The organism is Flavobacteriales bacterium (assembly GCA_016713875.1).
Classification (GTDB): domain Bacteria; phylum Bacteroidota; class Bacteroidia; order Flavobacteriales_F; family PHOS-HE28; genus PHOS-HE28.
This window is the reverse complement of the sequence record JADJOI010000003.1, coordinates 800,969-824,356: the sequence shown is the minus strand read 5'-3', so window position 1 is coordinate 824,356 and position 23,388 is coordinate 800,969. Positions and strand designations below refer to the sequence as shown.

The 23,388-nt window shown below is 65.1% G+C and carries 21 protein-coding genes; 18 read left to right on the top strand and 3 right to left on the bottom strand.

Annotated elements, in window-relative coordinates:
- Nucleotides 1-59: 59 nt before the first annotated feature.
- Nucleotides 60-2,486: a hypothetical protein gene (locus IPJ87_04935; protein MBK7941206.1), complete on the bottom strand. Its 2,427-nt coding sequence runs from the start codon at nt 2,484-2,486 to the stop codon at nt 60-62.
- A 100-nt stretch (nt 2,487-2,586) separates the two neighbouring features.
- Here IPJ87_04935 and IPJ87_04930 point away from each other — a divergent pair, with 100 nt between their 5' ends.
- The 15 genes from IPJ87_04930 to IPJ87_04860 all read left to right on the top strand — a co-directional run bounded on the left by IPJ87_04930 (nt 2,587) and on the right by IPJ87_04860 (nt 17,181).
- Entirely contained in the window at nt 2,587-4,305 is a 1,719-nt protein-coding gene (locus IPJ87_04930; protein ID MBK7941205.1) for a carboxypeptidase regulatory-like domain-containing protein, read from the top strand.
- 151 nt (nt 4,306-4,456) lie between these two features.
- The gene (locus IPJ87_04925; GenBank protein MBK7941204.1) at nt 4,457-5,209 is read left to right on the top strand and encodes a response regulator; all 753 of its coding nucleotides are present in this window, start codon (nt 4,457-4,459) and stop codon (nt 5,207-5,209) included.
- A 35-nt stretch (nt 5,210-5,244) separates the two neighbouring features.
- Nucleotides 5,245-5,550 (top strand): hypothetical protein, encoded by a 306-nt coding sequence (locus IPJ87_04920; GenBank protein MBK7941203.1) that lies wholly within the window; start codon nt 5,245-5,247, stop codon nt 5,548-5,550.
- Between the two features lie 131 nt (nt 5,551-5,681).
- On the top strand, nt 5,682-6,269 hold the full coding sequence (locus IPJ87_04915; GenBank protein MBK7941202.1) for a type 1 periplasmic binding fold superfamily protein: 588 nt from the start codon (nt 5,682-5,684) through the stop codon (nt 6,267-6,269).
- Nucleotides 6,270-6,347: 78 nt separating this feature from the next.
- Nucleotides 6,348-7,244 (top strand): SGNH/GDSL hydrolase family protein, encoded by an 897-nt coding sequence (locus IPJ87_04910; GenBank protein MBK7941201.1) that lies wholly within the window; start codon nt 6,348-6,350, stop codon nt 7,242-7,244.
- Nucleotides 7,219-8,253, top strand: coding sequence for a tRNA 2-selenouridine(34) synthase MnmH (gene mnmH / locus IPJ87_04905; protein MBK7941200.1), 1,035 nt, complete (start codon nt 7,219-7,221; stop codon nt 8,251-8,253). The genes IPJ87_04910 and mnmH overlap by 26 nt, the downstream gene beginning before the upstream one ends.
- Nucleotides 8,231-9,283, top strand: a complete 1,053-nt coding sequence (selD, locus tag IPJ87_04900) for a selenide, water dikinase SelD (GenBank protein ID MBK7941199.1) — start codon at nt 8,231-8,233, stop codon at nt 9,281-9,283. Before mnmH ends, selD begins: the two co-directional genes overlap by 23 nt.
- Nucleotides 9,284-9,387: 104 nt before the next feature.
- On the top strand, nt 9,388-9,933 hold the full coding sequence (locus IPJ87_04895) for a hypothetical protein (protein ID MBK7941198.1): 546 nt from the start codon (nt 9,388-9,390) through the stop codon (nt 9,931-9,933).
- 88 nt (nt 9,934-10,021) lie between these two features.
- On the top strand, nt 10,022-10,465 hold the full coding sequence (locus IPJ87_04890) for a universal stress protein (GenBank protein ID MBK7941197.1): 444 nt from the start codon (nt 10,022-10,024) through the stop codon (nt 10,463-10,465).
- Entirely contained in the window at nt 10,462-11,592 is a 1,131-nt protein-coding gene (locus IPJ87_04885; protein ID MBK7941196.1) for a PQQ-dependent sugar dehydrogenase, read from the top strand. Before IPJ87_04890 ends, IPJ87_04885 begins: the two co-directional genes overlap by 4 nt.
- A 94-nt stretch (nt 11,593-11,686) precedes the next feature.
- Nucleotides 11,687-12,370: a TetR/AcrR family transcriptional regulator gene (locus tag IPJ87_04880; protein ID MBK7941195.1), complete on the top strand. Its 684-nt coding sequence runs from the start codon at nt 11,687-11,689 to the stop codon at nt 12,368-12,370.
- Nucleotides 12,367-14,046, top strand: a complete 1,680-nt coding sequence (locus IPJ87_04875) for an ATP-binding cassette domain-containing protein (protein ID MBK7941194.1) — start codon at nt 12,367-12,369, stop codon at nt 14,044-14,046. The genes IPJ87_04880 and IPJ87_04875 overlap by 4 nt, the downstream gene beginning before the upstream one ends.
- 11 nt (nt 14,047-14,057) lie before the next feature.
- Nucleotides 14,058-15,449 carry a biotin/lipoyl-binding protein gene (locus IPJ87_04870; protein MBK7941193.1) on the top strand — a complete coding sequence of 464 codons (1,392 nt, stop codon included), beginning with the start codon at nt 14,058-14,060 and terminating at the stop codon, nt 15,447-15,449.
- Nucleotides 15,449-16,867, top strand: a complete 1,419-nt coding sequence (locus IPJ87_04865; protein MBK7941192.1) for a TolC family protein — start codon at nt 15,449-15,451, stop codon at nt 16,865-16,867. The genes IPJ87_04870 and IPJ87_04865 overlap by 1 nt, the downstream gene beginning before the upstream one ends.
- A 2-nt stretch (nt 16,868-16,869) precedes the next feature.
- The gene (locus tag IPJ87_04860; GenBank protein MBK7941191.1) at nt 16,870-17,181 is read left to right on the top strand and encodes a hypothetical protein; all 312 of its coding nucleotides are present in this window, start codon (nt 16,870-16,872) and stop codon (nt 17,179-17,181) included.
- A gap of 6 nt (nt 17,182-17,187) precedes the next feature.
- Here the strand turns inward: IPJ87_04860 and IPJ87_04855 are convergent, their stop codons facing one another.
- On the bottom strand, nt 17,188-17,847 hold the full coding sequence (locus tag IPJ87_04855) for a phosphatase PAP2 family protein (GenBank protein MBK7941190.1): 660 nt from the start codon (nt 17,845-17,847) through the stop codon (nt 17,188-17,190).
- Between the two features lie 40 nt (nt 17,848-17,887).
- Between IPJ87_04855 and IPJ87_04850 the strand changes: the two genes are divergently transcribed.
- Together IPJ87_04850 and IPJ87_04845 are read left to right on the top strand one after the other, a co-directional pair.
- Nucleotides 17,888-19,030: a hypothetical protein gene (locus tag IPJ87_04850; protein MBK7941189.1), complete on the top strand. Its 1,143-nt coding sequence runs from the start codon at nt 17,888-17,890 to the stop codon at nt 19,028-19,030.
- A gap of 109 nt (nt 19,031-19,139) precedes the next feature.
- Nucleotides 19,140-19,313 (top strand): hypothetical protein, encoded by a 174-nt coding sequence (locus tag IPJ87_04845; GenBank protein MBK7941188.1) that lies wholly within the window; start codon nt 19,140-19,142, stop codon nt 19,311-19,313.
- A 2-nt stretch (nt 19,314-19,315) separates the two neighbouring features.
- Here IPJ87_04845 and IPJ87_04840 read toward each other — a convergent pair whose 3' ends face one another.
- Nucleotides 19,316-23,011, bottom strand: coding sequence for a PQQ-dependent sugar dehydrogenase (locus tag IPJ87_04840; GenBank protein MBK7941187.1), 3,696 nt, complete (start codon nt 23,009-23,011; stop codon nt 19,316-19,318).
- 96 nt (nt 23,012-23,107) lie between these two features.
- Here IPJ87_04840 and IPJ87_04835 point away from each other — a divergent pair, with 96 nt between their 5' ends.
- Nucleotides 23,108-23,386 (top strand): acylphosphatase, encoded by a 279-nt coding sequence (locus IPJ87_04835; GenBank protein MBK7941186.1) that lies wholly within the window; start codon nt 23,108-23,110, stop codon nt 23,384-23,386.
- Nucleotides 23,387-23,388 lie beyond the last annotated feature (2 nt).

Here is a 23,388-nt window from a genome sequence, read left to right as displayed (position 1 = left end):
AAACTAACCGACGGCACCTCTCCTCACCGGTGGTCCCTGGGGGAACTTTTCGACAACGACTAACGCCGGATGATCACAGGAGTCCTAAGGATGCCGCCATCGCGCATGCGGACTTCCAATACATGAGCGCCGACAGGCAGTCCGACCACGGGCACGCGTTGCACGGGCTCGCGCGTGGTCTTCTGCCGCAGCAGCAGCCGCCCGTCCGCGGCCACAAGCAAAAGCTCCTCCGCCCAGGAGCCGACCGGCACCTCTACCAGGAATTCCTCCGCGGCCGGCATGGGGTGAACGACGAGTTCCTGCACCTGGCCCGTCCCCTCGCCCGGAATGGAAGCGATCGCCCCGCTCTTGCCCAGCGCATACTCCCCCGCGAGAAGAGAGTCCAGCTCCATGTAGCCGGTGCCGTTGGTGAGCGACCCGGCCACCACCACCTGGTGCGGATAGGTGGTCCAGGGCGCTCCGGGATGTGCGCGGTACAGCACGGCGGCGCCGGCTTCCGTGGCGTCGTAGAGGTCGAAGTCCAGCTGGCTGTCCGAAGCGCCGTAGTAGTTGATGCGGGCCGAGAGGTGGGTGCCCGCCGGCCACAACCCGTCCACCACCCAGTAGTGCGTGCCACTGATGGCCTCCACCTCCGCAGTGGTCTGCGATGCTTCGGGTGCGGCCCAATTGTGGTCGATGCGGAACAGGGCCGAATCCGTGACCGCCTCCGGGAACAGACGGAAGTCCACCCGCGGAAGCGTTGAGCTGAAGCTCTCACCCGGACGGATGACGAACTCGTGGTCCATGCGCGCCTGGTTCAATCGCCGGTGACCGTTCACCACGGCCATCACCGGCTCGAATGGCGCCAGGAGGGTCACCGTGGTGAGCTCCCCGTCGGCCAGCACCTGGTGCTCGCTTCGCTGCCACCCCGCACCGATCAAGGTGACATCCAACGGCACTTGCTGATGGAAGGTGGACGTACCGCGAAGCCGCTGGCGGAGGGTGAGGTCCACCGCCCAGGACCCGCCTTGCGGCACGGCGCTCAGCGCATCGACCACGAACACGCTGAAGCCTGGCGCGAACACCCAGGCGTCGAAGAACGGGTCGAGGTCGGTCCCGGTGACCTGCTCCAACGCATCGCGGAAGTCGGCCGCGTCCAAGGCCGTGTCCGCGAAAGCCGCCTGCACGCCGCTCATCGCCTGCCGGAACAGCGTGTCGCCCAGATAGCCCCGCAGGTTGTGCATCACCGACGCCCCCTTGTAGTAGGTGTGGTGACCGTAGATGTACGGATCGGGCATCGGTGACAGGGGCTGGAAACCGCCGTCCTGGAGGTGACTGTTCTTCAGTACATCGTACTGGTTGTTCAGCACCGTGGTGATGAACTGATCGTGGCCATAGACCCATTCATCCACGAGGTGGCCGCTGTACTCGGCGGGACCTTCCTTAAGCCACATGTCGTTGTGGATGTAAGGCGTCACGATGTCGCCCCACCAATGGTGCCCCAGCTCGTGGCTCAGCAGTTGCCGGTTGTCGGATACCGGCTGCCCGGTCATGAACTGGGGATAGGCGATGTTGGTGGGGATCTCCAGGGCCCCGTCGGTCGTCAGCACATAACCCACCCGGCCCCAGCCGTACGGGCCGTACCAGTGCTCGCACGCGTCAATGGCCCCGCCCAGATCGCCGAACCGGGAGACCATCCCCGCCAATTGCGCCGGCTTGGCAGTGAGGGTCACCGGGATGGCCCCGTACGCGCCCGTGTGCAGGTAAGTGCTGTCCACATAGTTGGATACCGCGACCGCGGAAACGTGCGTGGGCAATGCACGGCCGATGCCATACGAGCGCACCACGGTATCGCCGCCCAGCTGCACCTCGCCCAGGAAGTCGCCCTGGCCCCGGAGGCGGTAGGTGCCCGCGCTCTTCACATGATAGGTGTATGTGGCCCGTTCCACGAACGAATCGAAACAGGGATACCACACCTTGCCGAAGTTGGGCGGGATGGTGCTGATGCCGATGCCCAGGTTGTAGATGTATCCGCTCTCGAAGTAGAAGCCGCCCCAGTCGGGATCGCGGTGCGGCGTTCCCTGATAGTGCACGGTCAACGTGCGCTGCTCCCCCACCGTCGGAACGCTCAGCATGTCCACCGTGAGGAACTCTCCGTCATAGCTGTAAGGATGCACACCCAGTGCGCTCGTCACAGAATCCACCGTGAGGTCGTACAGGTCGAACCGGATGCTGTTCTGCCCGGCCAGGCGTGGAGCGAAGGACACGGCGCACACGCCGCCGATCCACTGGTCCTGGACACGGGTCACGTCCAACCGGATGTCGTAGTGCAGGATGTCGAACGTATCGCTGCGCGCGATGGTCTGGTCGATCTGGGTGCGCTGCAGCGGGCTCAACTCGGGACCCGGACGGTAGGGCTCGTGGAGGATCCGGCAGCCCATCCGGTAGGGCTGTGCGTGGACGGCCGAAAGAATGCAGAGGACCAGAACGGCGGTGATCGGGCGCATGGATCGAGGGTCAGATCGCACGAAGCTACGGGGCCGCTATCTTCACTCCGTGGGCAACTGCTCGGCAGCCCATGACGTCAACCATTAAACCGGACCACTCATGCGCCAATTCTCCACCTTCCTTCTATTGCTCATGCTCGGCCTCGGTCCCGAGGTCCGCGCTTCGCACATCATGGGCGGCGAGCTCACCTACCGCTGCCTCGGCGGCTCGGACTACCTCATCAGCCTCGTGCTGTACAGGGATTGTTCCGGCATTCCCGTCTCGGCCCAGGAGACCGTGAACATCAATTCCAGCGCATGCGGCTACAGCCAATCGTTGACGGTGTACTTGGTCGACACGGCCACCATCGCGTCACCCTGTTCGGGCCTTCTGTCGACCTGTGATGGTGGACAGGCCCCAGGGATGGAGGTTTATGTCTACCGCGACACGATCTCGCTGCCCATGGCGTGCCCGGACTACGAGTTCACGTGGACCACGTGCTGCAGGAACGCGGCGATCTCCAACCTCGTGACGCCGGACCAACTGAACAGTTACCTCCATGCCGGGCTCAACACCGTGGACGCACCCTGCAACTCCGCGCCGGTGTACCAGGAGCTCCAGATGCCGTTCATCTGCTCCAATGTGATGTTCTGCCAGGACAACAGCACCTTCGATGTGGACGGGGATTCGCTCCTCTTCAGCATGGTGCCGGTGCAGAACGGAACGCTCGGACCGGCCTCGTACAACCCGCCGTTCAGCCCCACGGACCCCTTCCCGACCGTGAACGGCCATGCCTTCGACGTGGCGGGCGGCAACCATTGCGCGATCCCCACGACTGCCGGAGCCTGGGTCGTAGGCTATCGCATCGATGAGTACCGGAACGGAGTGTGGATCGGCAGCACGACGCGCGAGGTGCAGCTCTGGGTGGTGAGCTGCCCCTCGGCCGTGCTCGGCTTCACGGGCACCGTGATGGACTCCACAGGCGCCGCGGTCAGCAGCGGCTCCGTGGAGCTCTGGGAATACGGCCTCAACAGCCTCAGTTCCACGCTGATCGGCACCACCCCGGTGAACGCCCAGGGCGAGTACAGCTTTTCCGGCCAGCCGAACGGCCAGTACATCCTGCGCGCCATTCCCGACTCCACCAACACACCGGGGCACGCCACCTCCTATCACCTGAACACCCACTACTGGGACTTCGCCGAGGTGCTGAGCGCCGTATGCGATTCCACCATCGATGCCGACATCACGCTGGTGGGCGTGGGCAACCTGGCCGGTACGGGCTATGTGAGCGGCTATCTGGGCGACCTCGGCATCGTACGCAGCCAGCAGGGCACCCCTTGGGAAGGGGTCAGCGTCTTCCTCGAAGCGTGGCCTTCCCACGAACCGGTCGCTTTCGATCGCACGGATGCCAATGGGCTCTTCGCTTTCGTCAACGTACCCTTCGGGGAATACCGCGTGGTGTTCGACCACCCTGGACTGCCCATGCTCGGGTACTATCGCTTCACGTTAAGCGCCCAGAACCCGAGCTTCACCGGTCTTGACCATGGTGCCGACCCGAACGGTTTCTTCCCCACGGGCATCTCCACAGGTGTGCCCGAAGGCTCGCAGCTCAGCCTGGTGGTGGCTCCCAACCCGGTGAGCCAGGGCCGGGTGACGATCGGGGGCCTGCCCGATGGACCGACGACGCTGCTGGTGGAGGATGCCACCGGCAGGACCGTGGACGTGCAGCGTGCGACGGTGAGCAACGGCCGCACATCGATGGCCACCGACGCCCTCCCCGCCGGCACCTTCCTCATCCGGATCGCAGGGGCCGGCACCATCCGTCTGGTGAAGCATTGAGCCTTTCGATGAGCGGGCATCCCTCGTCCTGGATGCCCGCTACATCGCTCATCCGACCCGCTTCGTCGAGATCGGCACAACAACCGGTCCGGAGGCACGTATCGTTGTAAGCCTCGACCGGTGTCGGTCCGACGGCTCAAACCCTCGCCCCATGAACCATCCCCGCATCCTGGTCGTCGAGGACGAAGCCCTCATCCGCAAGGACATCGAACGCAGCCTCACCCTGCTGGGCTATGATGTGGCAGGCAGCACCGGCGATGCTGCGGAAGCGGTGGATCTGGCCATGGAGCAACGACCCGACATGGTACTGATGGACATCCGGCTGCGGAGCGCCATGACCGGCATCGAGGCCGCCAAGGTCATCCGCACCAACATGGGCATCCCCGTGGTCTTCCTGACCGCGTTCTCGGAGGACAGCACCCTCCATGAGGCCAAGCTGGCCGAACCTTTGGGCTACATCGTGAAGCCGTTCACCGAGGCGGCCCTGCGCTCCAACATCGAGATCGCGCTCTTCAAGGGGGGCGAGGAGAGCAAGCTCCGCATGGAACGCGACCGGCTGAAGCGCTCGGTGGGCAAAGGCCAGGATGATGAGCATGTGTTCATCAAGCACAGGGGGCGCGCGATGCGTGTCGCCTTCCGCGAGATCGAGCACGTCGAGGCCCTGAAGGACTATGCCTCCTTCCACCTGAAGGACCGCCGCTATGTGGTGCACGGCACCATGCAGGAGTTCGAGACCATGCTTCCCACGCGCGACTTCATGCGGATCCACCGCTCCCACATCGTGCGGCTGGACCGGATCGAGAGCATTGACGACGGCGATGTGGTCCTGGAGGGGGGCGCCAAGCGCATCCCCATCGGCCGCACTTACATGAGCCGCCTGCTGGCGCTCATCCCCCAGGTCTGAGCCGGTCCGGTGCGTTCGTGATTAGGTTTGCGGGCATGGAGCGCTTGCGCCCGGTGCGTGCCTTCGTCCTCATCGCCCTGCTGCTGTTGGGCGGTGTGGGGCGTGATGGCTGGCATCTGGCCATTCATGCGGACGATGTGACGCATACCGGCCAGGGGCCGACGCTCTCCGAGTCCTGTTCGCTCTGTTCCGAAGGCCTTCCCACCGCGCTCGCAGCGGTCGCAGCGGTCATCCAGCCTCCTGTGGCGCTCGCCTGGGAAGCGGTGAACGCCTGCGAGCGTTCCAAGCTGGCGGATCCGGCGCGGATCCCTTCCGATCGGGGACCTCCACTGCGCGGTTGATCCATCGCCGGACCGGACCGGTCCGTGCAGCCCAGGGCTTTGAGAGAGGCCCTCACACCCGGCGTCATCCAGAGCCGGGTGCAGTTCCGACCATCAACCCACCGGCGCACTGCGCCACATCATTCCTTGCCATGACAACGACGTTCGACGCCGCCCGGCGCGGCCTGGCCTTCCTCCTTCCCCTCACCTTCATCTTGCCCGGGTGCAAAAAGGACGAACCCGGGACCAGTGGCCCTCCGGCCAACGAAGAAGAGCTCATCACCACCGTTCGCCTTCACTTCCACTCGGCGGGCGGCACCGAGCATAAACACTGGACCTACCGGGACATCGACGGCCCCGGTGGCAACGACCCCGTTCTGGAGGTGGACACCCTTTCGGCCGATTCCGTGTACCATGTGGAGATCGACGTGCTCGATGAGAGCGCCAGCCCGGCGGACACCATCACCCACGAGATCGAAGATGAAGGCGCCGAGCACCAGTTCTTCTTCCAACCCACCGGGGTGAACATCACCGTCGCCTACGACGATGCGGACGTGAACGGCCGCCCCATCGGTCTTCGCTCGATCTGGACGGTCGGCGCCTCCAGCGCCGGTTCCATGCTGCTCACCCTTCGCCACGAACCGGACAAGGCGGCACCCGGCGTATCCAACGGCGACATCAGCAACGCCGGCGGAGAAACGGACATCGCACCGGACTTCACACCTGTGGTGGTGGACTGACCGGTGCCGGAACGCGAACTGAAGGCGGGCACGAGCCCGCCTTCCTCGTTTCAGGCCGGACGGTGCGATCTTCGACGCATGCGCCGCAGAGGGGTGCTCCTGACGATCGTCCTCCTGACCAGCCTGGCCATCACAGAGATCGTGCTCAGGGGCCTGGGCCGGCTGGACCATCCCCTGTTCGTGGCCGATCCCCGGTACGAGTACCTGATGCGCCCCGATCAGGATGTGTGGTGCGGGCCCATCCATTACGTGACCAACGCGCTCGGGCTTCGGTCGCCGCCGATCGGTCCCAAGCGCGGCCGCCGCGTGCTCATCATCGGCGATTCGGTGATCAACGGGGGACAGCAGACCACCCAGGACAGCCTGGCCACGGAGCGGGCCGCACGGCGGACAGGGATCGACCTGATCAACCTCAGCGCAGGCAGCTGGGGCACCGAGAACGCGATGGCGTGGATCCGAGCAAATGGCCTGCTGCAGGCGGACGCCGTGGTCATCGTTCTAAGCAGCCACGACGCTTATGACAGGATGACCTTCGAGCCTGTGGTCGGTCATCACCCCTCCTATCCGGCCGAGCGCCCGCGATCCGCTCTCTCGGCCGAACTGCACAGGAGGACGCATTGCTTCAGGGACCGGAGACCACCACGAAGCCACTATGGATTCGCCACAGGCTGGAGCGACCTTCGGGACACTGCCGTCGTCCGAGATCTGCCACTCACCGTGGTCCTTCATCCCGAGCTGGGCGAACTGGCCATGGGCCGGTACGACGACCGTGGCGCACGCATCCTGGACTCCCTCTCGGCGTGGAACGTTCCCGTCGTGCCGTTGCTCGGACGCATGGACAGCGCGTTGTACACCGACCGGATCCACCTCAACGACCGCGGCCAGGCCGTACTGGCCGATGTCCTGGTGGAGATCATCAGCCCGTCGGCGCCCGCGAATACCTTCGGCCATGATCCGTCCTCTCCCACCCGCTGACCTGTTGGTGCAGGAGGACCGCGTTCCGTTGATCGATGTGCGCTCCCCTGCAGAACACGCCCGCGGGCACATCCCGGGCAGCATCAACGTTCCGCTGTTCTCGGACACGGAGCGCACTGAGGTCGGCACCTGTTACAAACAACGTGGGCGTGATGAGGCCGTGCTGCTCGGTCTTCGGCTTGTCGGTCCCCGGCTGGGCGATCTGGTGGAACGTACCCGCGCGATCGCGACCGATGGTCGGATCGCCGTGCATTGTTGGCGCGGAGGAGAACGCAGCGGCAGCGTGGCCTGGCTCCTCGACAAGGCCGGATTCGCCGAGGTGCGCACGCTTCGCGGCGGATACAAGGCGTTCCGTGGGCACATCCAGGATCGGTTCGCCCGGCCCTGGGACCTGCGGGTCCTGGGTGGCTACACGGGCAGCGGCAAGACCGAGCTGCTGGCCTTGTTGAGGGATCTGGGTGAGCAGGTCGTGGACCTCGAGGGGCTCGCGCAACACAAGGGTTCGGCCTTCGGTGGGCTCGGGCAGGGCCCGCAGCCCAGCACCGAGCACTTCGAGAATCTTCTTTGGCTGAAGTTGGGGGCCTTGGACCCGCAACGACCTGTCTGGGTCGAGGACGAGAGCCTGATGATCGGGCGGGTGCGCATACCGGACGTGTTCCACGCGCGCATGCGCAGCAGCGACCTGTTCTTCGTGGACATGCCGGTCGAGGACAGGGTGGAACGCTTGGTGATGGACTACGGCGCCACCCCGGTGGAGGAGCTCCGCGAGCCCGTTCGCCGGATCGAGAAGCGATTGGGCCCGCAGCACTGCAAGGCTGCGCTGGAGGCCTTGGACCGCGGAGACCTCGCCGAGGTGGCGCGGATCACCCTGAAGTACTACGACAAGGCCTACCTGCATGGCGCGGGTGAACGCGGCCCCGCGCGGGTCCGCACCGTCCCGGGACGTGGCACCGATCTTCGCGGCCTCGCCCAACAACTCGCCGACCATGTCCGCGCCGAACTCCGCTGAATCCCCGATACCGCTCACGCAGTTCAGCCGCGGCTCCGGCTGCGGCTGCAAGCTGGCGCCCGACCTGCTCGACCGCATCCTTCGCAGCGATCGCGCCCATGTCGTCGACCCCCGGTTGCTCGTGGGACCGGCCACCAAGGATGACGCCGCCATCTATGACCTGGACGGCGACCAGGCCCTGATCAGCACCGTGGACTTCTTCACCCCCATCGTCGATGACGCACGTCTCTTCGGCAGGATCGCCGCGGCGAACGCCCTGAGTGACGTCTACGCGATGGGGGGATCACCCCTTTTCGCGATCGCGGTGCTGGGCTGGCCGGCCGACAAGCTGCCGCCCGAATTGGCCGCCGAAGTGGTCGAGGGCGGGCGTGATGCGTGCCACGACGCGGGGATCGCCCTCGCGGGCGGCCATAGCATCGATGCCCCCGAACCGTTCTTCGGCCTGGCCGTCACCGGCGCGGTTCGGCGCGCGCACGTGAAACGCAACGACACCGCCCGGGCCGGAGACGTGCTCCTGCTCACCAAACCGCTCGGTACCGGCGTGCTGGCCACTGCCCTGAAGCGCCGCCAGCTGGACCCCGTGGGCCTCCAAGCGCTCACCGCACGGCTCACCGAATTGAACCGGATCGGCAGCATCCTGGGGACCGTCGACTCCGTGCACGCCATGACGGATGTGACCGGCTTCGGTCTGTTGGGGCACCTCTGGGAAATGTGCGCGGGATCGGGTTGTTCCGCAGAACTTGAATGGGACGCCATCCCCATCATCGAAGGCGCATCGGATCTTCTGGCCAAGGGTGTCTACGCCGACGGAGGAATGCGCAACTGGAGGTCCGTGCATGCCCACGTCGAGGGCGCGAACACCATGGAACGCATGATCCTCGCCGCGGACCCCCAGACGAACGGCGGCCTGCTGATCGCCATCGATCCAAGCGCTGTGGAGGACGTACAACGCATGATCGAGCGCACCGGGACCATGGCCAAGCGGATCGGCATGCTTGCGCAAGGCCCGCCCGGCATTCGGATCCACTGATGGATGCACATTGCCGATGAAGCGGTTCCTGTGAGGTTTGCCGAGGAATGCTTTAAGTTCGCCCTGTTTTCTGCTCCACAACGCCTCACTTAAACACGAAAGGAATGGCAACGAAGCGTTTCTCTGAAAAAGACATCCATCAACTGCTGCAACATTACCGCGGCGAACGCCGACGTTTGGCCTACCAGCTGGAAGGCGTGAAGAAGGCCCTCCGCGAACTTCGGGCCCTTCGCGCCGGCAAACCTGTCCCCGAGGACAACAAGAAGTCCACCCGTAAAGCAGCCGCCGGTAGCAAGCGGAAACCGGGCCGTCGGAAGAAGCGGACGATCACGGGCGGTGGGTATCGGCTCAGCGGATGGGACACTGCCATCATGACGGCCGTGACCAACAACAACCGCATGATGACCAAACAGCAGCTCTACGATGTGGTGAAGAAGTGGGCCGCCAAGAACGAACCCGGGACCACTGCGGATGAGACCGAGGCCAAGCTCACGCGCGCGCTTCAGAAGCTCAGCGGACGGCGCGGCCTTCTGGGCACCTACCGCACCGGACTCCAGCGGGGCTACCACTACGGCCTGAAGGACTGGTTCTTCAAGAGCACCGGAAAGCTGCGTCCCTCGCATCTGGACAAGCTCGTCATCGAACGCTGATCCGATTGATCTCAGAAAGAAGGGCGGCCGATGGGCCGCCCTTCGTCATTCAGGGCGACCGGTCCGTGGCTTACCTTCGGATATGCACATGAAGAACATCCTCGCCGCCATCGACCTGTCCCCCATCTCACACGAGGTCCTGCGCATCGCCGGTGATCTGGCCCTCGTTCACCAGACCACCTTGTGGATCGTTCATGTGGCCGCTCCGGATCCGGACCTGGTCGGCTTCGAACCCGGCCCGCAGCATATCCGTGATCAGCGCGCGCACGAACTGCGCGATGAGCATCAGGAACTGCAACAAATCGCCCTGGATCGCTCCGCCCATGGTGTCGACGCCCGGGCATTGCTCGTCCAAGGCCCCACTGTGGCCACCATCCTGGACCAGGCTTCACGCATCAATGCCGATCTTGTTGTTCTGGGATCCCACGGACACGGAGCCCTGCATCGGCTCTTCGTGGGCAGCGTCTGCCAACAGGTCCTGGCCGCCACCCGCACTCCCCTGCTCATCGTCCCGTCAACCGTCACGGAATGAGCCCACGAGGCACCGGCACGCTCGTCGTCATCTGCTCCGGCTGGCTGCTTTTTGGAGGAGTCTGTGCGCCGACCATCCGCTCCGGCCCGCCGGAGCTTGCACGCATCAAGCTGCCCGAAGGCTTCGGGATCGGCGTGTTCGCCGAAGGCGTGACCAACGCGAGGGCCATGTGTTGGGGGGATCGGGGCACCCTCTTCGTGGGAAGTCGGGCCGAAGGGGTGGTTCATGCGCTGACGGACACGGACCGGGACGGACAGGCTGACATCCATCGCATCATTGCCAGGGACCTGCGGATGCCGGCGGGCGTGGCCTTCCGCAAAGGATCGCTCTATGTCTCCGCCGTGGACCGGATCCTTCGTTACGACTCGATCGAAGACCGCCTGGAGGACCCACCGGCGCCTATTGTGCTGCCGCAGATGTTCCCTGCAGAGGACCACCACGGATGGAAGTTCATCGCCTTCGGTCCCGATGACCGGTTGTACGTGCCGGTGGGCGCTCCCTGCAACAACTGCCTGAGCGAGGACAGCCTGTTCGCGACGATCACGAGCATGACGGCGGACGGCAAGGACCTGCGCATCGAGGCTCATGGCGTGCGCAATACCGTGGGGTTCGACTGGCGGCCCGGGACCGGGGAGCTCTGGTTCACCGATAACGGGCGCGACTGGATGGGAGATGACGCTCCGGATTGCGAACTGGACCGGTTGGACACCCGAGGTCTGCACTTCGGCTATCCGTACTGCCATGCAGGCGACGTCCCCGATCCTGAATATGGTGACCAGCGGCCCTGCAGCAGCTTCACCGCCCCTGCCGCCCGTCTTGGCGCCCATGTCGCCCCATTGGGCATGTGCTTCCTGACGGGCACCTCCTTCCCGCCGAAATACCGGGGCGCGATCCTCATCGCCGAGCATGGCAGCTGGAACCGCAGCACCCCGGTGGGCTACAGGGTGGTGGCCGCCTTTCCCCGACCCGACGGCACCGCCCGCACGGAGGTCTTCGCCGACGGCTGGCTGGATGGCAGCAGCGCCTGGGGCCGGCCGGTGGACGTGCTGGAGGCCCCCGATGGGAGCGTGCTCATCAGCGACGATGCAACCGATCGGATCTACCGCGTGTCGTACAACGACCCATAGTTCGATAGTATTACTATCAGTATCACTTGTATTTATTTCGTGAACAATAGTTTTGGCACGTTCGTTGATAGCTGACTGTCCACATCACACCCCGATGCAACGACTTGCCCAGCTCGACATGCACGTCCAGGAACGTGTGTTCCTGAAGGATCCGTCCACCACCGATCTCGGCCGGCGCATCATCGAGCGCTCGATCGCCCTGATCGATGAGCTCGGGTTCGAGCGATTGACCTTCGCCAAGCTGGCCCAGGCGCTCGGGACCGCCGAGAGCTCCATCTACCGCTACTTCGAGAACAAGCACCTCCTCCTCGTCTACCTCATCGGATGGTACTGGAGCTGGCGGGAGTACAAGCTCGTGTTCGACACGGCCAACATCCCGGACCCGAAGCAGCTCCTGGAGCGTGCCATCCGCTCCCTGGCCGAGCCCGTGGAGGAGCGCGGGGCCTTCGGCCATGTCGACCTTCGCGCGCTGTACCGCATCGCCAAGGCCGAAAGCCCGAAGGCCTACCTGGTGAAGGAGGTCGATGCCCGTGGGCGCGACGGTCACTTCAGCTCGTTCGGCCGGCTCTGCGACCGGCTGCGCGAGCTGATCGTGCTCGTGCGGCGCGACCATCCCTTCCCGGCCGCCCTGGCCTGCACCCTCGCCGAGGGTTCGCTCGACCAGCATTTCTTCCACGAGCACATCCCGGGGCTTTCCGGGTTCGGTCGGAAGGACCGGACGGCCGACTTCCTCGTCCACCTCGCCCAGTCGTCCATCACCCACCGCCCCCGCTCATGAGCACCGTGATCACCCCGTTCCAACGGCTGGTGCGCCTTCTGAGCATGGACCGGCGCGAGCTGGGTTACATCTACCTCTACGCGCTGGTCAGCGGGGCCATCAACCTCACGCTGCCGCTGGGCATTCAGGCCATCATCAACCTGATCAGCGGGGGGCAGATCGCCACCAGCTGGGGAGTGCTCATCGCCTTCGTCACCATCGGCGTCGCCTTCGCCGGCGTGATGCAGATCCTGCAGCTCACCATCGGCGAGACGATCAAGCAGCGATTGTTCGCCCGGAGCGCCTTCGACTTCGCCTACCGGCTGCCCCGCCTGCGCTCGGAGGCGGTACAGGGGCGGTACCTGCCAGAGCTCGTCAACCGTTTCTTCGACACCCTCACCATCCAGAAAGGCCTCACCAAGGTGCTGATCGACGTGCCCGTGGCATCGCTGCAGATCGTCCTGAGTCTGGTGTTGCTGTCGTTCTACCACCCCTTCTTCATCGCCTTCGGCCTCTTCCTCGTCGCGCTCCTCTACGTCATCTTCCGGTGGACCGGCATGCGCGGTCTTCGCACCAGTCTGGAGGAGTCGAAGTACAAGTATGAGGTGGCCTTCTGGCTCGAGGAGCTCGGGCGCAACATGAACACCTTCAAACTGGCGGGACGGACCCACCTGGCCCTGGACCGCACCGACCAGATCACGTCGAAGTACATCCTTGCGCGCAACGGCCATTTCAGGGTCCTGTTGCAGCAGTACGGGGCCATGGTGCTCTTCAAGGTCATCATCACCTTGAGCCTGCTGATCCTCGGCGGGCTTCTGGTGATGGGCGAACAGATGAACCTCGGCCAGTTCGTCGCCGCGGAGATCATCATCCTGCTGGTGATGGCCGCGGTGGAGAAGCTCACCATCAGCATCGAAGCGATCTATGACGTGCTCACCGCCCTGGAGAAGATCGGGAACGTGACCGACCTGCCGCTCGAACAGGGAGGACAGGTGCACATCCCCGCTTCGGCCGATGGCGCGGCCGGGATGGAGGTCGCCTTCCACGGTGTGACGTTCCGGTCACCATGGACCGGCCAGGACGTGATCGGCGGCGTGGACCTCACCATCGCCGCGGGCCAGAAGATCTGTCTCAGTGGGCCCAATGGCAGCGGAAAGACCACCCTGTTGCAGATGATCGGGGGCCTGGTGAGCCCGACCTCCGGCACGGTCGTGCTCGATGGTCATCCCCTGGGCAGCCTCGACCTCGACCACGCGCGCAGCATGATGGGCGACAGCCTGAACCAGGACGAGGTGTTCAGTGGGACCATCCAGGACAACATCACCATGGGCCGACCTTGGGTCACCACCGAGGATGTGCGGATCGCCTCGGAACGCACCGGCCTCGCCGCGCAGATCGCCCGCCTTCCCCTGGGCCTGATGACCCCACTGGACCCGAACGGCACGCGCCTACCGCGCTCGCTCGTCAAGCGCGTCATCCTTGCTCGATGCCTGGCCTCGCGGCCGAAGCTGCTCCTGATCGAGGATGACCTGGCCATGTTCGATACGGCCGATCGGGATGCGCTGCTTCACGAGCTCACCACGCGGGGGGCTCCTTGGACGCTCGTGCTCGTGAGCAACGACCCTTCCGTCCAGGCGCGCTGCGAGCGACATGTCCACCTGGATGACGGAAGGCTCCACGAACTTGGCCACGCCTGAGCACATCCGCGATGCTGAACATCTCTCCCGCCCCCGAGTGTGCCACGCCTGAGCTGGACCGGACCAGCTTCGAGTCGTTCCGCAAAGTGCTGCCCGCACGCGCCGGCAAGTTCTTCGGCCGTCTCACCGCGCTCGCTCTCGTGCTCTTCATCACCGGCCTGTTCCTGCCGTGGACCCAGAACATCCGCGCACGCGGCGTGGTCACCAGCCTGGCGCCCCAACAGCGTCCGCAGACCATCCCGAGCATCATCGCCGGACGCATCGAGCAATGGTACGTGCAGGAAGGCCAGCTGGTGGAACAAGGCGACACCATCCTCCGATTGAGCGAAGTGAGGCCCGAGTACATGGACCCCAAGCTGCTGGACCGCACCCAGGAACAGATCTTCGCCAAGGAGGCCACGGCCCGCAGCTACGCCGAAAAGGTGAACAGCCTCGATGCCCAGATCGACGCCCTGAGCGGCGCGCTCACCATCAAGCTGGAACAAGCCCGCAACAAGATCAAGCAGGCGGTCCTGAAGGTGCAGAGCGATAGCATCCGGGTGGTGGCGGCGCGCACCGAGATCAAGGTGGCGAAGGACCAGCTGCTGCGCGGTGAGGAGCAGTTCAAGGAAGGCCTGGTGAGCATGGTGGAGCTGGAGCGCCGCCGCGTGAACGAACAGCGGGCCAATGCCACCATGATCGATGCCGAGAACCAGCTGCTCGACAGCCGCAACGAACTGCTCAACGCCCAGCTCGACCTCAATGGGATCCGCCAGGACTACCGGGACAAGCTGAGCAAAGCGGAGAGCGAGAAGTACGCCAGCCTCAGCCAGATGTACACCACCGAAGGAGAAGTGACGAAGCTCCAGAACGACTTCGCCAACTACAGCGTGCGCTCCGGCTTCTACTACATCACCGCCCCTCAGCGGGCCTACATCACCAAGGCCGTGCGCCAGGGCTTGGGCGAGACGGTGAAGGAAGGCGAGCCCTTGGTGACCCTGATGCCAGCGCGCTTCGACCTGGCCGTGGAGCTCTACGTGCGTCCGATGGACATGCCGCTGATCCGCACGGGCAGCACGGTGCGGTTCATGTTCGACGGATGGCCGAGCATCGTGTTCAGTGGATGGCCCAACACGAGCTACGGAACCTTCGGCGGCCGGGTGGTCGCCATCGACAACTCCATCAGTCCGAACGGCAAGTACCGCATCCTGATCGGCCCCGACCCAGAGGACACCGCCTGGCCCGAGGCCCTGCGCGTGGGCAGCGGCGCCATCGGCTTCGCCCTGCTTCAGGATGTCCCCATCTGGTACGAGCTCTGGCGGCAGCTGAACGGCTTTCCGCCTGACCTCTACCTGGAACCCTCCACCCCCTCCAACTCCTCATCCAACAGACCGGGGACCGCCTCGGCGGAAGCGAGCAAGTGATGCGCATCGTCCTCGCCATCGGTCTGCTGATCCCCCTGGGGCTGTCCGCCCAGGAGGTCGCCCCCACCTTGTCCCGCGAGGCCCTGGTGCGACTGGTGCTGGATCATCATCCCGTGGCACGCCAGGCCGCGTTGCGTCCTGAACTGGGGTCCGCCACCGTGCGCAGCGCGCGGGGCGGTTTCGATCCGGTGCTGCAGGCCGAATTGGACGAGAAGACCTTCGATCAGAAGGACTACTTCCGTTTGCTCGACGTCGGACTGAAGGTGCCCACTTGGTGGGGCATCGAAGTGCTCGCTGGTTACCAGGACAACTCAGGCGATCTGCTGGACCCCATGCTGGTGACGCCTATCGAGGGGCTCGTGAAGGCCGGCGTCAGCCTCGCCTTGGGCCAGGGGCTGCTCATGGATCAACGGCGGGCGGCGCTGCGTCGGGCCCAGGCCTTCCAGGACGCGGCAACGGCCGAACAGGAGCAGATGTTGAACGCCTTGCTGTACGCAGCGCTCGCCGATCACGTCGACTGGGTGGCCGCCCATCAGGCCCTCCGGATCGCGCAGGAGGCCGTGCAACTGGCCCGACAACGGAACGACTTCGTGCGCGGCAGCTGGCGCGGTGGCGACCGGCCGGCCATCGATACGCTTGAGGCCTTTCTTCAATTGCAGGATCGCGAGATGCGGCTGGCCCAGGCCGAACTGAACGTCCGCAACACGGCCCTGCGCCTCTCCAACCACCTGTGGGACCAAGCCCTTCGCCCGCTTGAGCTCGATCCGGCCACGCGCCCTATGGAACGCGACCTGGAAAGTCCGGACGGCGCGCCGTCCATGGACAGCCTTGTGCTCCGGGCCGAAGAGTCGCACCCTCTGCTCCTCCAAGCACAGGCGCGCATCGACCAGCTCGAGGTGGACCGCCGGCTCCGTGCCGAGATGCTCCGTCCCCAGCTGGACCTGAAGTACATGGTGCTGGGCGATGCGCAGCGGTTCAGTGGTGAGGGTGGTGCCTGGATCGATGGTGGCGACCAGCAGTGGGGAGTGGGCTTCCGCATGCCGCTGCTGTTGCGCCGAGAGCGCGGCGAGCTCAGCCTGGCCCGACTGCGCGTGACCGACGCTGAACTGGCCCTGGAACGGGACCGGACCGTGATCGCCAATCGCGTAGCGGAGCGCGCCAACGAAACGGGCACCTTACGCCAACAGACCGATCTGGGAGCCCTCACCGTGCGGAACTACGGCATCCTGCTCGACGGGGAGAACCGCCGCTTCGAAGTGGGTGAGAGCTCCCTGTTCCTGGTGAACGCCCGTGAAGTGGCCCTGCTTGAATCCCGCATCAAGCAGGTGGAACTGGAATCGAAACTGCGCAAGGCCTGGTTCGCCACCGACCTGGAAGCCGGTATCCTGTGGCGCTCTCTGTCCGAACGAACCCCCTGACCATGCTGAGGATCTCCTTCCTGACCCGTGAGCGCGCTGACGCGATCGAACTGGCGCGCGCGCTGTATAGCGCCAAACTGGCCCTCTTTCTCACCATCGAAGCGCATACCGAGATCGAGCTCCGGGATGATGCGATCATGGACACACCGCTGATCCATCTCAGCGGCATGACCAAAGCACTATTGTACCGGCAGGTGGAGGAACATGCACAGACCCTGCTCGGTGAACGTCTTGTGCGCACCTGGGCCGAAGCCGTCACCAGCCTGGACCCTGCCAGTACCGAGCAGCTCTTTCATCTTGTGAGACCGGTGTAGACACCCTCATGCGGTGCGCCCTGTGGGCCAGGGCCGCCGTCCGAGCCAGGCGGCACGGGCCCATGTTGAACGGTACAGGATGAACCACATCAGCACACCCGTGGCCACCCCCAAAGCAGCTCCGGCCAGCACATCCTCGGTGAAGTGCTGCGAGAGGTATACACGTGTGAACGCCAGCACCGCAGCCACCACCGCCCAGGCAGCAGCGCGGCCTTCACCCCTGTCCATCACCGCGAACGACAGGCACATGGCAAAGGCACACGTGGCATGTCCCGAAGGGAAACTGAAATGGTGGTTCATGGTCACCCCGTCCACCAAGTGCAGCATGGGCATGTCATGAGCGTACATCGCCGGGCGGTCATGATCCGAGAAGACCTGCCGTTTGAGAACCTGCACCAGGATCGCGCTCAACCCGGTGCTCAGCCCCAACAGGAGAACGGTCCGCCAGGTGCCTACGAAGAGCAGCACCGCGGCGATCGCGGTGGGGACCAGCCCATCCCCAAGATGTGTGACCACGCTCAGGAGGGCATCGCTCCACGGGGCGTGCCAGCGGTTCACTGCGGCATGTAACGACACCTGTTCAGTGCGCCACACGGCGATGACCGCCGGCAGTGCAAGCACAAGTGCAGTGCCTGTGAAAGCGGAGACGTTCCGCGTGCGGTCCATGCGCCAAAACTAACCGAGCCTTCCGGTGCTACTTTCGGGCATGCGTTCCCCCTCCCTCCTCGCCCCTTTCCTGTGCCTCTTGGGAGCAGCGTCCTTGCCAGCCCAGTCGTTCGAGACACGCTGGGGAGCGGCCGGCACCTTCGGTCTCGGTCCGGTCCCACAGGGATCGGGCGTCGTGGCCGCCGTTTCAGCATGGACCGGCGATGAAGGCCGCGCGGCCGCCCTGGTGACCGTGAACGGCTCGGGACAGGTCACCGCGACCACGACCGTACCGCTGGCGGGACGCGTGTTCGGTCAGGCCTTCGTGCCTGCGCAGGGCGGCGGTGGCTACCTGGTGGGAAGCCTTGTTCCTGACGGCCATGACGACCACGACCTGCTGGTGGTGAGGATCAACGCGCAGAACGCGGTACAGTGGATCGTGACCCAGGCGCTTCCGCACGATCAGCAGGTGCTGGCCGCGGCCGAAGCGGGCGGCACCGGGCTCCACATCACGGGCATCGACAACGCCAGCGGCTCGCACGATGTGCTGCTCGGGCGCATCAGCACGGCCGGGGTGCTGCTGTGGACGACCGTCGAGGGCGGGCCGCTCGACGAAGAGGGTCTGGCCGTGGCCGGGGATGCCAACGGCGCGATGGTGACCGGCCGGCAGATGAACTTCAGCGGGGAGAGCGATGCCCTCTTCATCGGTGTGGATGCGAACGGAAGTGTGTCCTGGTCCTCCAGCTGGGGCGGCGTGGCGAACGACCTCGGGCACGCGTTGATCCGACGCTCCAACGGCACCTATGTGATGGCGGGCACCACACGCAGCTACGGCATCGCCGATCAGCTGGGACGGCGGAAGGACCAGGTGTGGTTGATGGCGCTGGAAAGCGACGGCGATACGCTTTGGACATGGGCCGTCGGCGACACGTTGGATGCGCGCTCGGCTTACGGGCTCACCGAAGCCACCAACGGCGACCTGCTCGTGGCCGGTGAAGTGGGCCTCGACCATTCGACCGATGCGATGCTGATGCGCCGGACGGCGCTCGGAGCGCCGGTCTGGGAGCGCCGCTACGACACGGGCCAGGAGGAGCGGATCGCACGGCTCCTCGAGGACGCCTCGGGCATCTGGGCCGTGGGCCGCACCTTCGACGCCTTGGGATTACAGCTGTTGGTACTGCGGAAGAACGGCCAGGGCCTCTGACCGGCGATCGTCCACGATCCGCGGTTCATCGTTCGGGCGCCCGCTCCCCCGATCGTGGTATTGGAACCGGCCTGTGCGGACGAGCACCTTCGCCTCAACCGACGAAGCCATGTCCACCACCGGAAAACGTTACACCGATCGCACTGGCGACCGTTCCGTGCGCCGCATCCTCGACCACCGGACCCGAAGCGTGCTCGACCGTGTGCTGGTCGAACAGCGTGGTCAGCGGCTCGAAGCCTACCTCATGGCCTTGGCACAGCACCGTTCCGGGCGAGGTCGCTGAGCTCAGGGCAGCTGTTCCAGCCGCACTGCGGTGGGCAGCGTGCCTCCGATGTTGAACAGGATGGGATCACGGTCGTTGGACGAGCCGGCGTACTTCACCACGCCGTCCAGGTTCACATCTTCGCTCCAATATCCGCTGGCGGTGGCCGTGGGCACCGTACCCCCGATCCGCACCAGGATCGGGTCCCGGTCGTTGGAGGATCCGGCGTACTTCAACTGGCTGTCACGCAACACGTTCCCGGACCACATGGCCCGTTTACCGTTCGACAGCACGGCGCGCGCATTTGTTCCATGCACCGCCGTTGTCCCCAGGGACAGGTCCACGAGCTTCTGGTCCTTGTTCAACAGGGTGCTGGTGGCGGTCATCACCCCCAGATGGTTGCGGTGCCGAACGGCCACATAGTAGTTGTCAGCGGCCACATTGAAGAGCAGACGCGGAAGCCCGTTCGTGCCCACGATGTCGCCGTCGCGTTGCAGAAGCGCACTGCGGGTGGCCACCACCTGGGCCGGGTTGTTCTTGTTGCGCAGCTCCACAAGCACCCAGTCCACCACGGCGTTCGCCCCGGTGGTGGCCAGCACGCCGGCACCCACCGTTTCGCCGCCGCCGCCGCCCGTATGCGTGAACCCGAGCGCAGTGAAGGGTTCAGTGCCGGGGATCAGGCCGTTGCTGCGGAGCGCATCACGCATCAGGTTGGCCTGGGTGTCGAACGCGCCCTGTAGCACCGCCCGCAGGTTCACGCTCGGCGGGCAGTCCTGCCAGCGCGAGAGCACGCTTCCCGGAATGATGGTCCGCGCGCTGTTCGTCGGCGTCTGCCAGTACAGGGCAAGGTGGTCGCCGCCGGAGCCTTCCTTGTGCAGCATCTCCACATAGTAGTAGATGCCGGCCTGCAGGGTGATCCCTGCGCTGGTCTGCTGCGGGTACTTGGTGAACTCCGCTTCGTTCGTCCAGCCCGGCACCGAACAGATCTGCTGCTTGTAACGCGGGTCGGCGTTCGGGCTCAGGTACACGATGGACTCATCGTCGGAGACCGCAGTGAACACATAGGTGCCCGTTGTCGGCGCCAGGATGTAGCCGCGCATGCGGGTGCCGTAGTTGTTGCCATACGCCACGGAGTTGGCCTGGAAGCTCGTGGGGAAGCTGGTGCTCGTCGGGCTGTCCGGATAATTGGGGCTGGACACGAGCGTGGAGACCGTTGATCCCGAGATACCGCTCCAGTAGTGGCGCAGCACGCTGCCCGAGGCACCGATGCACTGCGGCGGGTCCAGCGTGATCACCGTGATCACCACCGTGGCCTGGCCCGTGAGCCCATCGTTATCGGTCACTGTCAAGATCACGGTCCGGTCGCCCGTGTCCGTAAAGGTCTTCGCCGGGTTCATCTGCGTGGACGTGGTGCCATCGCCGAAATCCCAGAAGTAGCTCACGATGGTCCCGGGATCGTGCGAGGCTTCGCCATTGAACTGCACGTTGAGCGGCCCTGTCCCGACCGTGACGTTCGTCCCGATCACCGCGGTCGGGGCGATCGCGTTGCAGCGCGGGTACAACCAATGCGTGTCCGTGGTGCTCAGTCCGCCGGCGTCGGTCACCGTCAATGTGATCTGGTAGCTGTAGGTCTCTCCGTCACACCCCACACCGCTGATCACCGTGCTGGTCACGGGCGCGGCATCGATGGGCTCAGGGTGTGTGTGCGTGTTGTGGTGGAGCGTGGTGCGCCAGGCATAGGTGAGCTGGGCCTGTCCATGTTCAAGGTCGTTCACCGCGGCCTCCAGCAGGTAAGTGGTGTCCACCCCCACTGGGTAGGTGCCGCCATCGGCGAAGCTGGTGATGGTCACCACGGGGGGGGTGTTGTTCACGCTCACCAACAGCGAGGTCTGGTTCGTCTGGTTGTTGTTGTCGGTCACCGTGAGCGTCACCGTGTAGCTCGTGGGCGTATTGGGCGGTGCGGTGAACACGTGGCTCGGGTTCACCGCCGTGCTGGTCTGGCCATTGCCGAAGTTCCACAGATAGGTGAGCGGACCCGACTCCGGATCGTAGGAGGCGCTCCCCGTGAACTGCACGGCCAACGGGCCCGGTCCGTACTGCACGTTCTGGGAGGCCGCCACCACGGGCGGCAGGTTCACCGCCAATGTGTAGCAGATGCGGCGGATCTCGTTCGTCGCGTAGTTCGAGTAGTAAAGACACCCTTCAGGACCTTCACCCACCCACACGATGGCGCCCAGGTTCGCGCCGAAGTCATGGCCGCTCACCGGATGATCCTGGCCGTCGAACACAAAGCGCTTGATCCAGGCGCCGGGATAGTCCGCATGGAAATAGACGTTCTGGTAGCCGGCGGGCCATCCGGTGCCGCTGATCCAGGTGCCGCCGATGGAGGCGTAGCCACCGAACATGGGGCCCGGCACCGGCGAGTTCGGGTCGTTGAGATCGGTGGCCGTGGCCGTATTGCCGTTGAAGGTGGCCGTGCGCGCCCAGTTCTGCCCGTGGCGCCAGTCGATCGCCGGCCGCGCGTGGTAGAACTTGTGCACGGTGTTGGGGATCTGCACCCCGCTGTTGCATGGGTTGGGATGGCCGTTGAGGTGGATCGGCGTGTCCTGCTTGCACAGGTCCTGGAAGCGGAAATAAGGAAGCGTGCAGTTGATGCCGTCGTACAGCGGGTTGGGCGCGTCCATGTTGTACGTCAGCGCGTTCGTGTAGCTCGTCAGCGGGGTCATGCCCTCGAACAGGGGCCAGCCGAAGTTCATCCCGCCCTCGTAGCACACGTTCATGTCCTCCCACGTGTTCCACTGCACATCGCCGATGTAGATGGTGCCCGGGTCACCGGCCGCCGGATCGACGCTCCCCGAGCCCGGCCGCAGGGTGCAGCGGTACGGGTTCCGCAAGCCAAGGGCCCAGGTGCGGCTCTGCGCCGACCGCGGCTGGGCCGCGTTCCAGAAGGGGTTCGACGGCAGGCCGTTCCCCGTGGCCGGGTCCAACCGAAGGATCTTCCCGTTGAAGCTATTCACCATCTGCGAACGGAACGCACCCACGTTCTCGGCCGGACGGATGATCCCGTCAGTGAGGGCCTGCTGATAATATGTCTCCGAAGCGCTGCCAACATCGGTGCTCGTATAGCTCGCGCCATCGCCCAGGCTCATGAGCAACGTGCCGTCCGTGCCGAACATGATCGTACCCGTGCTGTGCGATTCGTGCAGCAGCGGCACACCCGTGGAGGGGCTCTCCCCCAGTAGGACCAGACGGCTGCCATAGTTCACCGTGTTGAAGGTCGGGCCCACCGCGGTGTAGCGCGCCAGGCGCATGATCGTCGCGTTGAAATACTCGTTCGTGTTGGCGTTGTAGCTGCCCGTGCCGAAGTTCATCAGGTGGTGCCGGTCGACGGCGTAGAGCAGATAGATGTAGCCGTTCGTCAGAAAGTTCGGGTCCAGCGCGAAGCCCAGGAACCCGTGGTCGCGCCAGTCGCCCACCTCGGGACTGATGTCGATCAACGGGCTGGGCAGCCGCACGCCGTTCTCCACGATCCACACCTTGCCGGCCTTCTCCCACACGTACATGCGGTCGTTGGCATCCCACACGGCGCCCTGCGGGGCCACCCATCCGCCCATCACCAGCACGTCCGCGAAACCCGAGGGCACCGATTGGGCCGACGTGCAGAGCGCGGTGAACGCTACGGAACCGGCGATCATCAGGCGGTGGAAGGGGTGCTTCATGAGGTGGAGGCTTGTGCGAGTTTCTTCGACCAGTACATCGAAAATGTCGACGAATCTACCTCGGAACCCCACCACCTGTCAAGCGACCTTTGTCCCATGCCCCCCACCATCCGGCTTCGCCTGCACATCGAAGGCACCGTTCAGGGCGTGTGGTACCGCAAGCATGCCGCCGAGGAAGCGCTTCGCCTGGGCCTCACCGGCTGGGTGCGCAACCTGCCCGACGGTGGTGTAGAAGCCGCGGCCGAAGGGTCGCCCGATGCGGTGGACCGCTTCGTGGCCTGGTGCCGCAGCGGCCCGCCGCTCGCCCGGGTGACCCGGGTGACCGTTCGCCCTGAGCCTCCAGAGCACGGCGCCGGGTTCCCCATCGTGCGTTGACC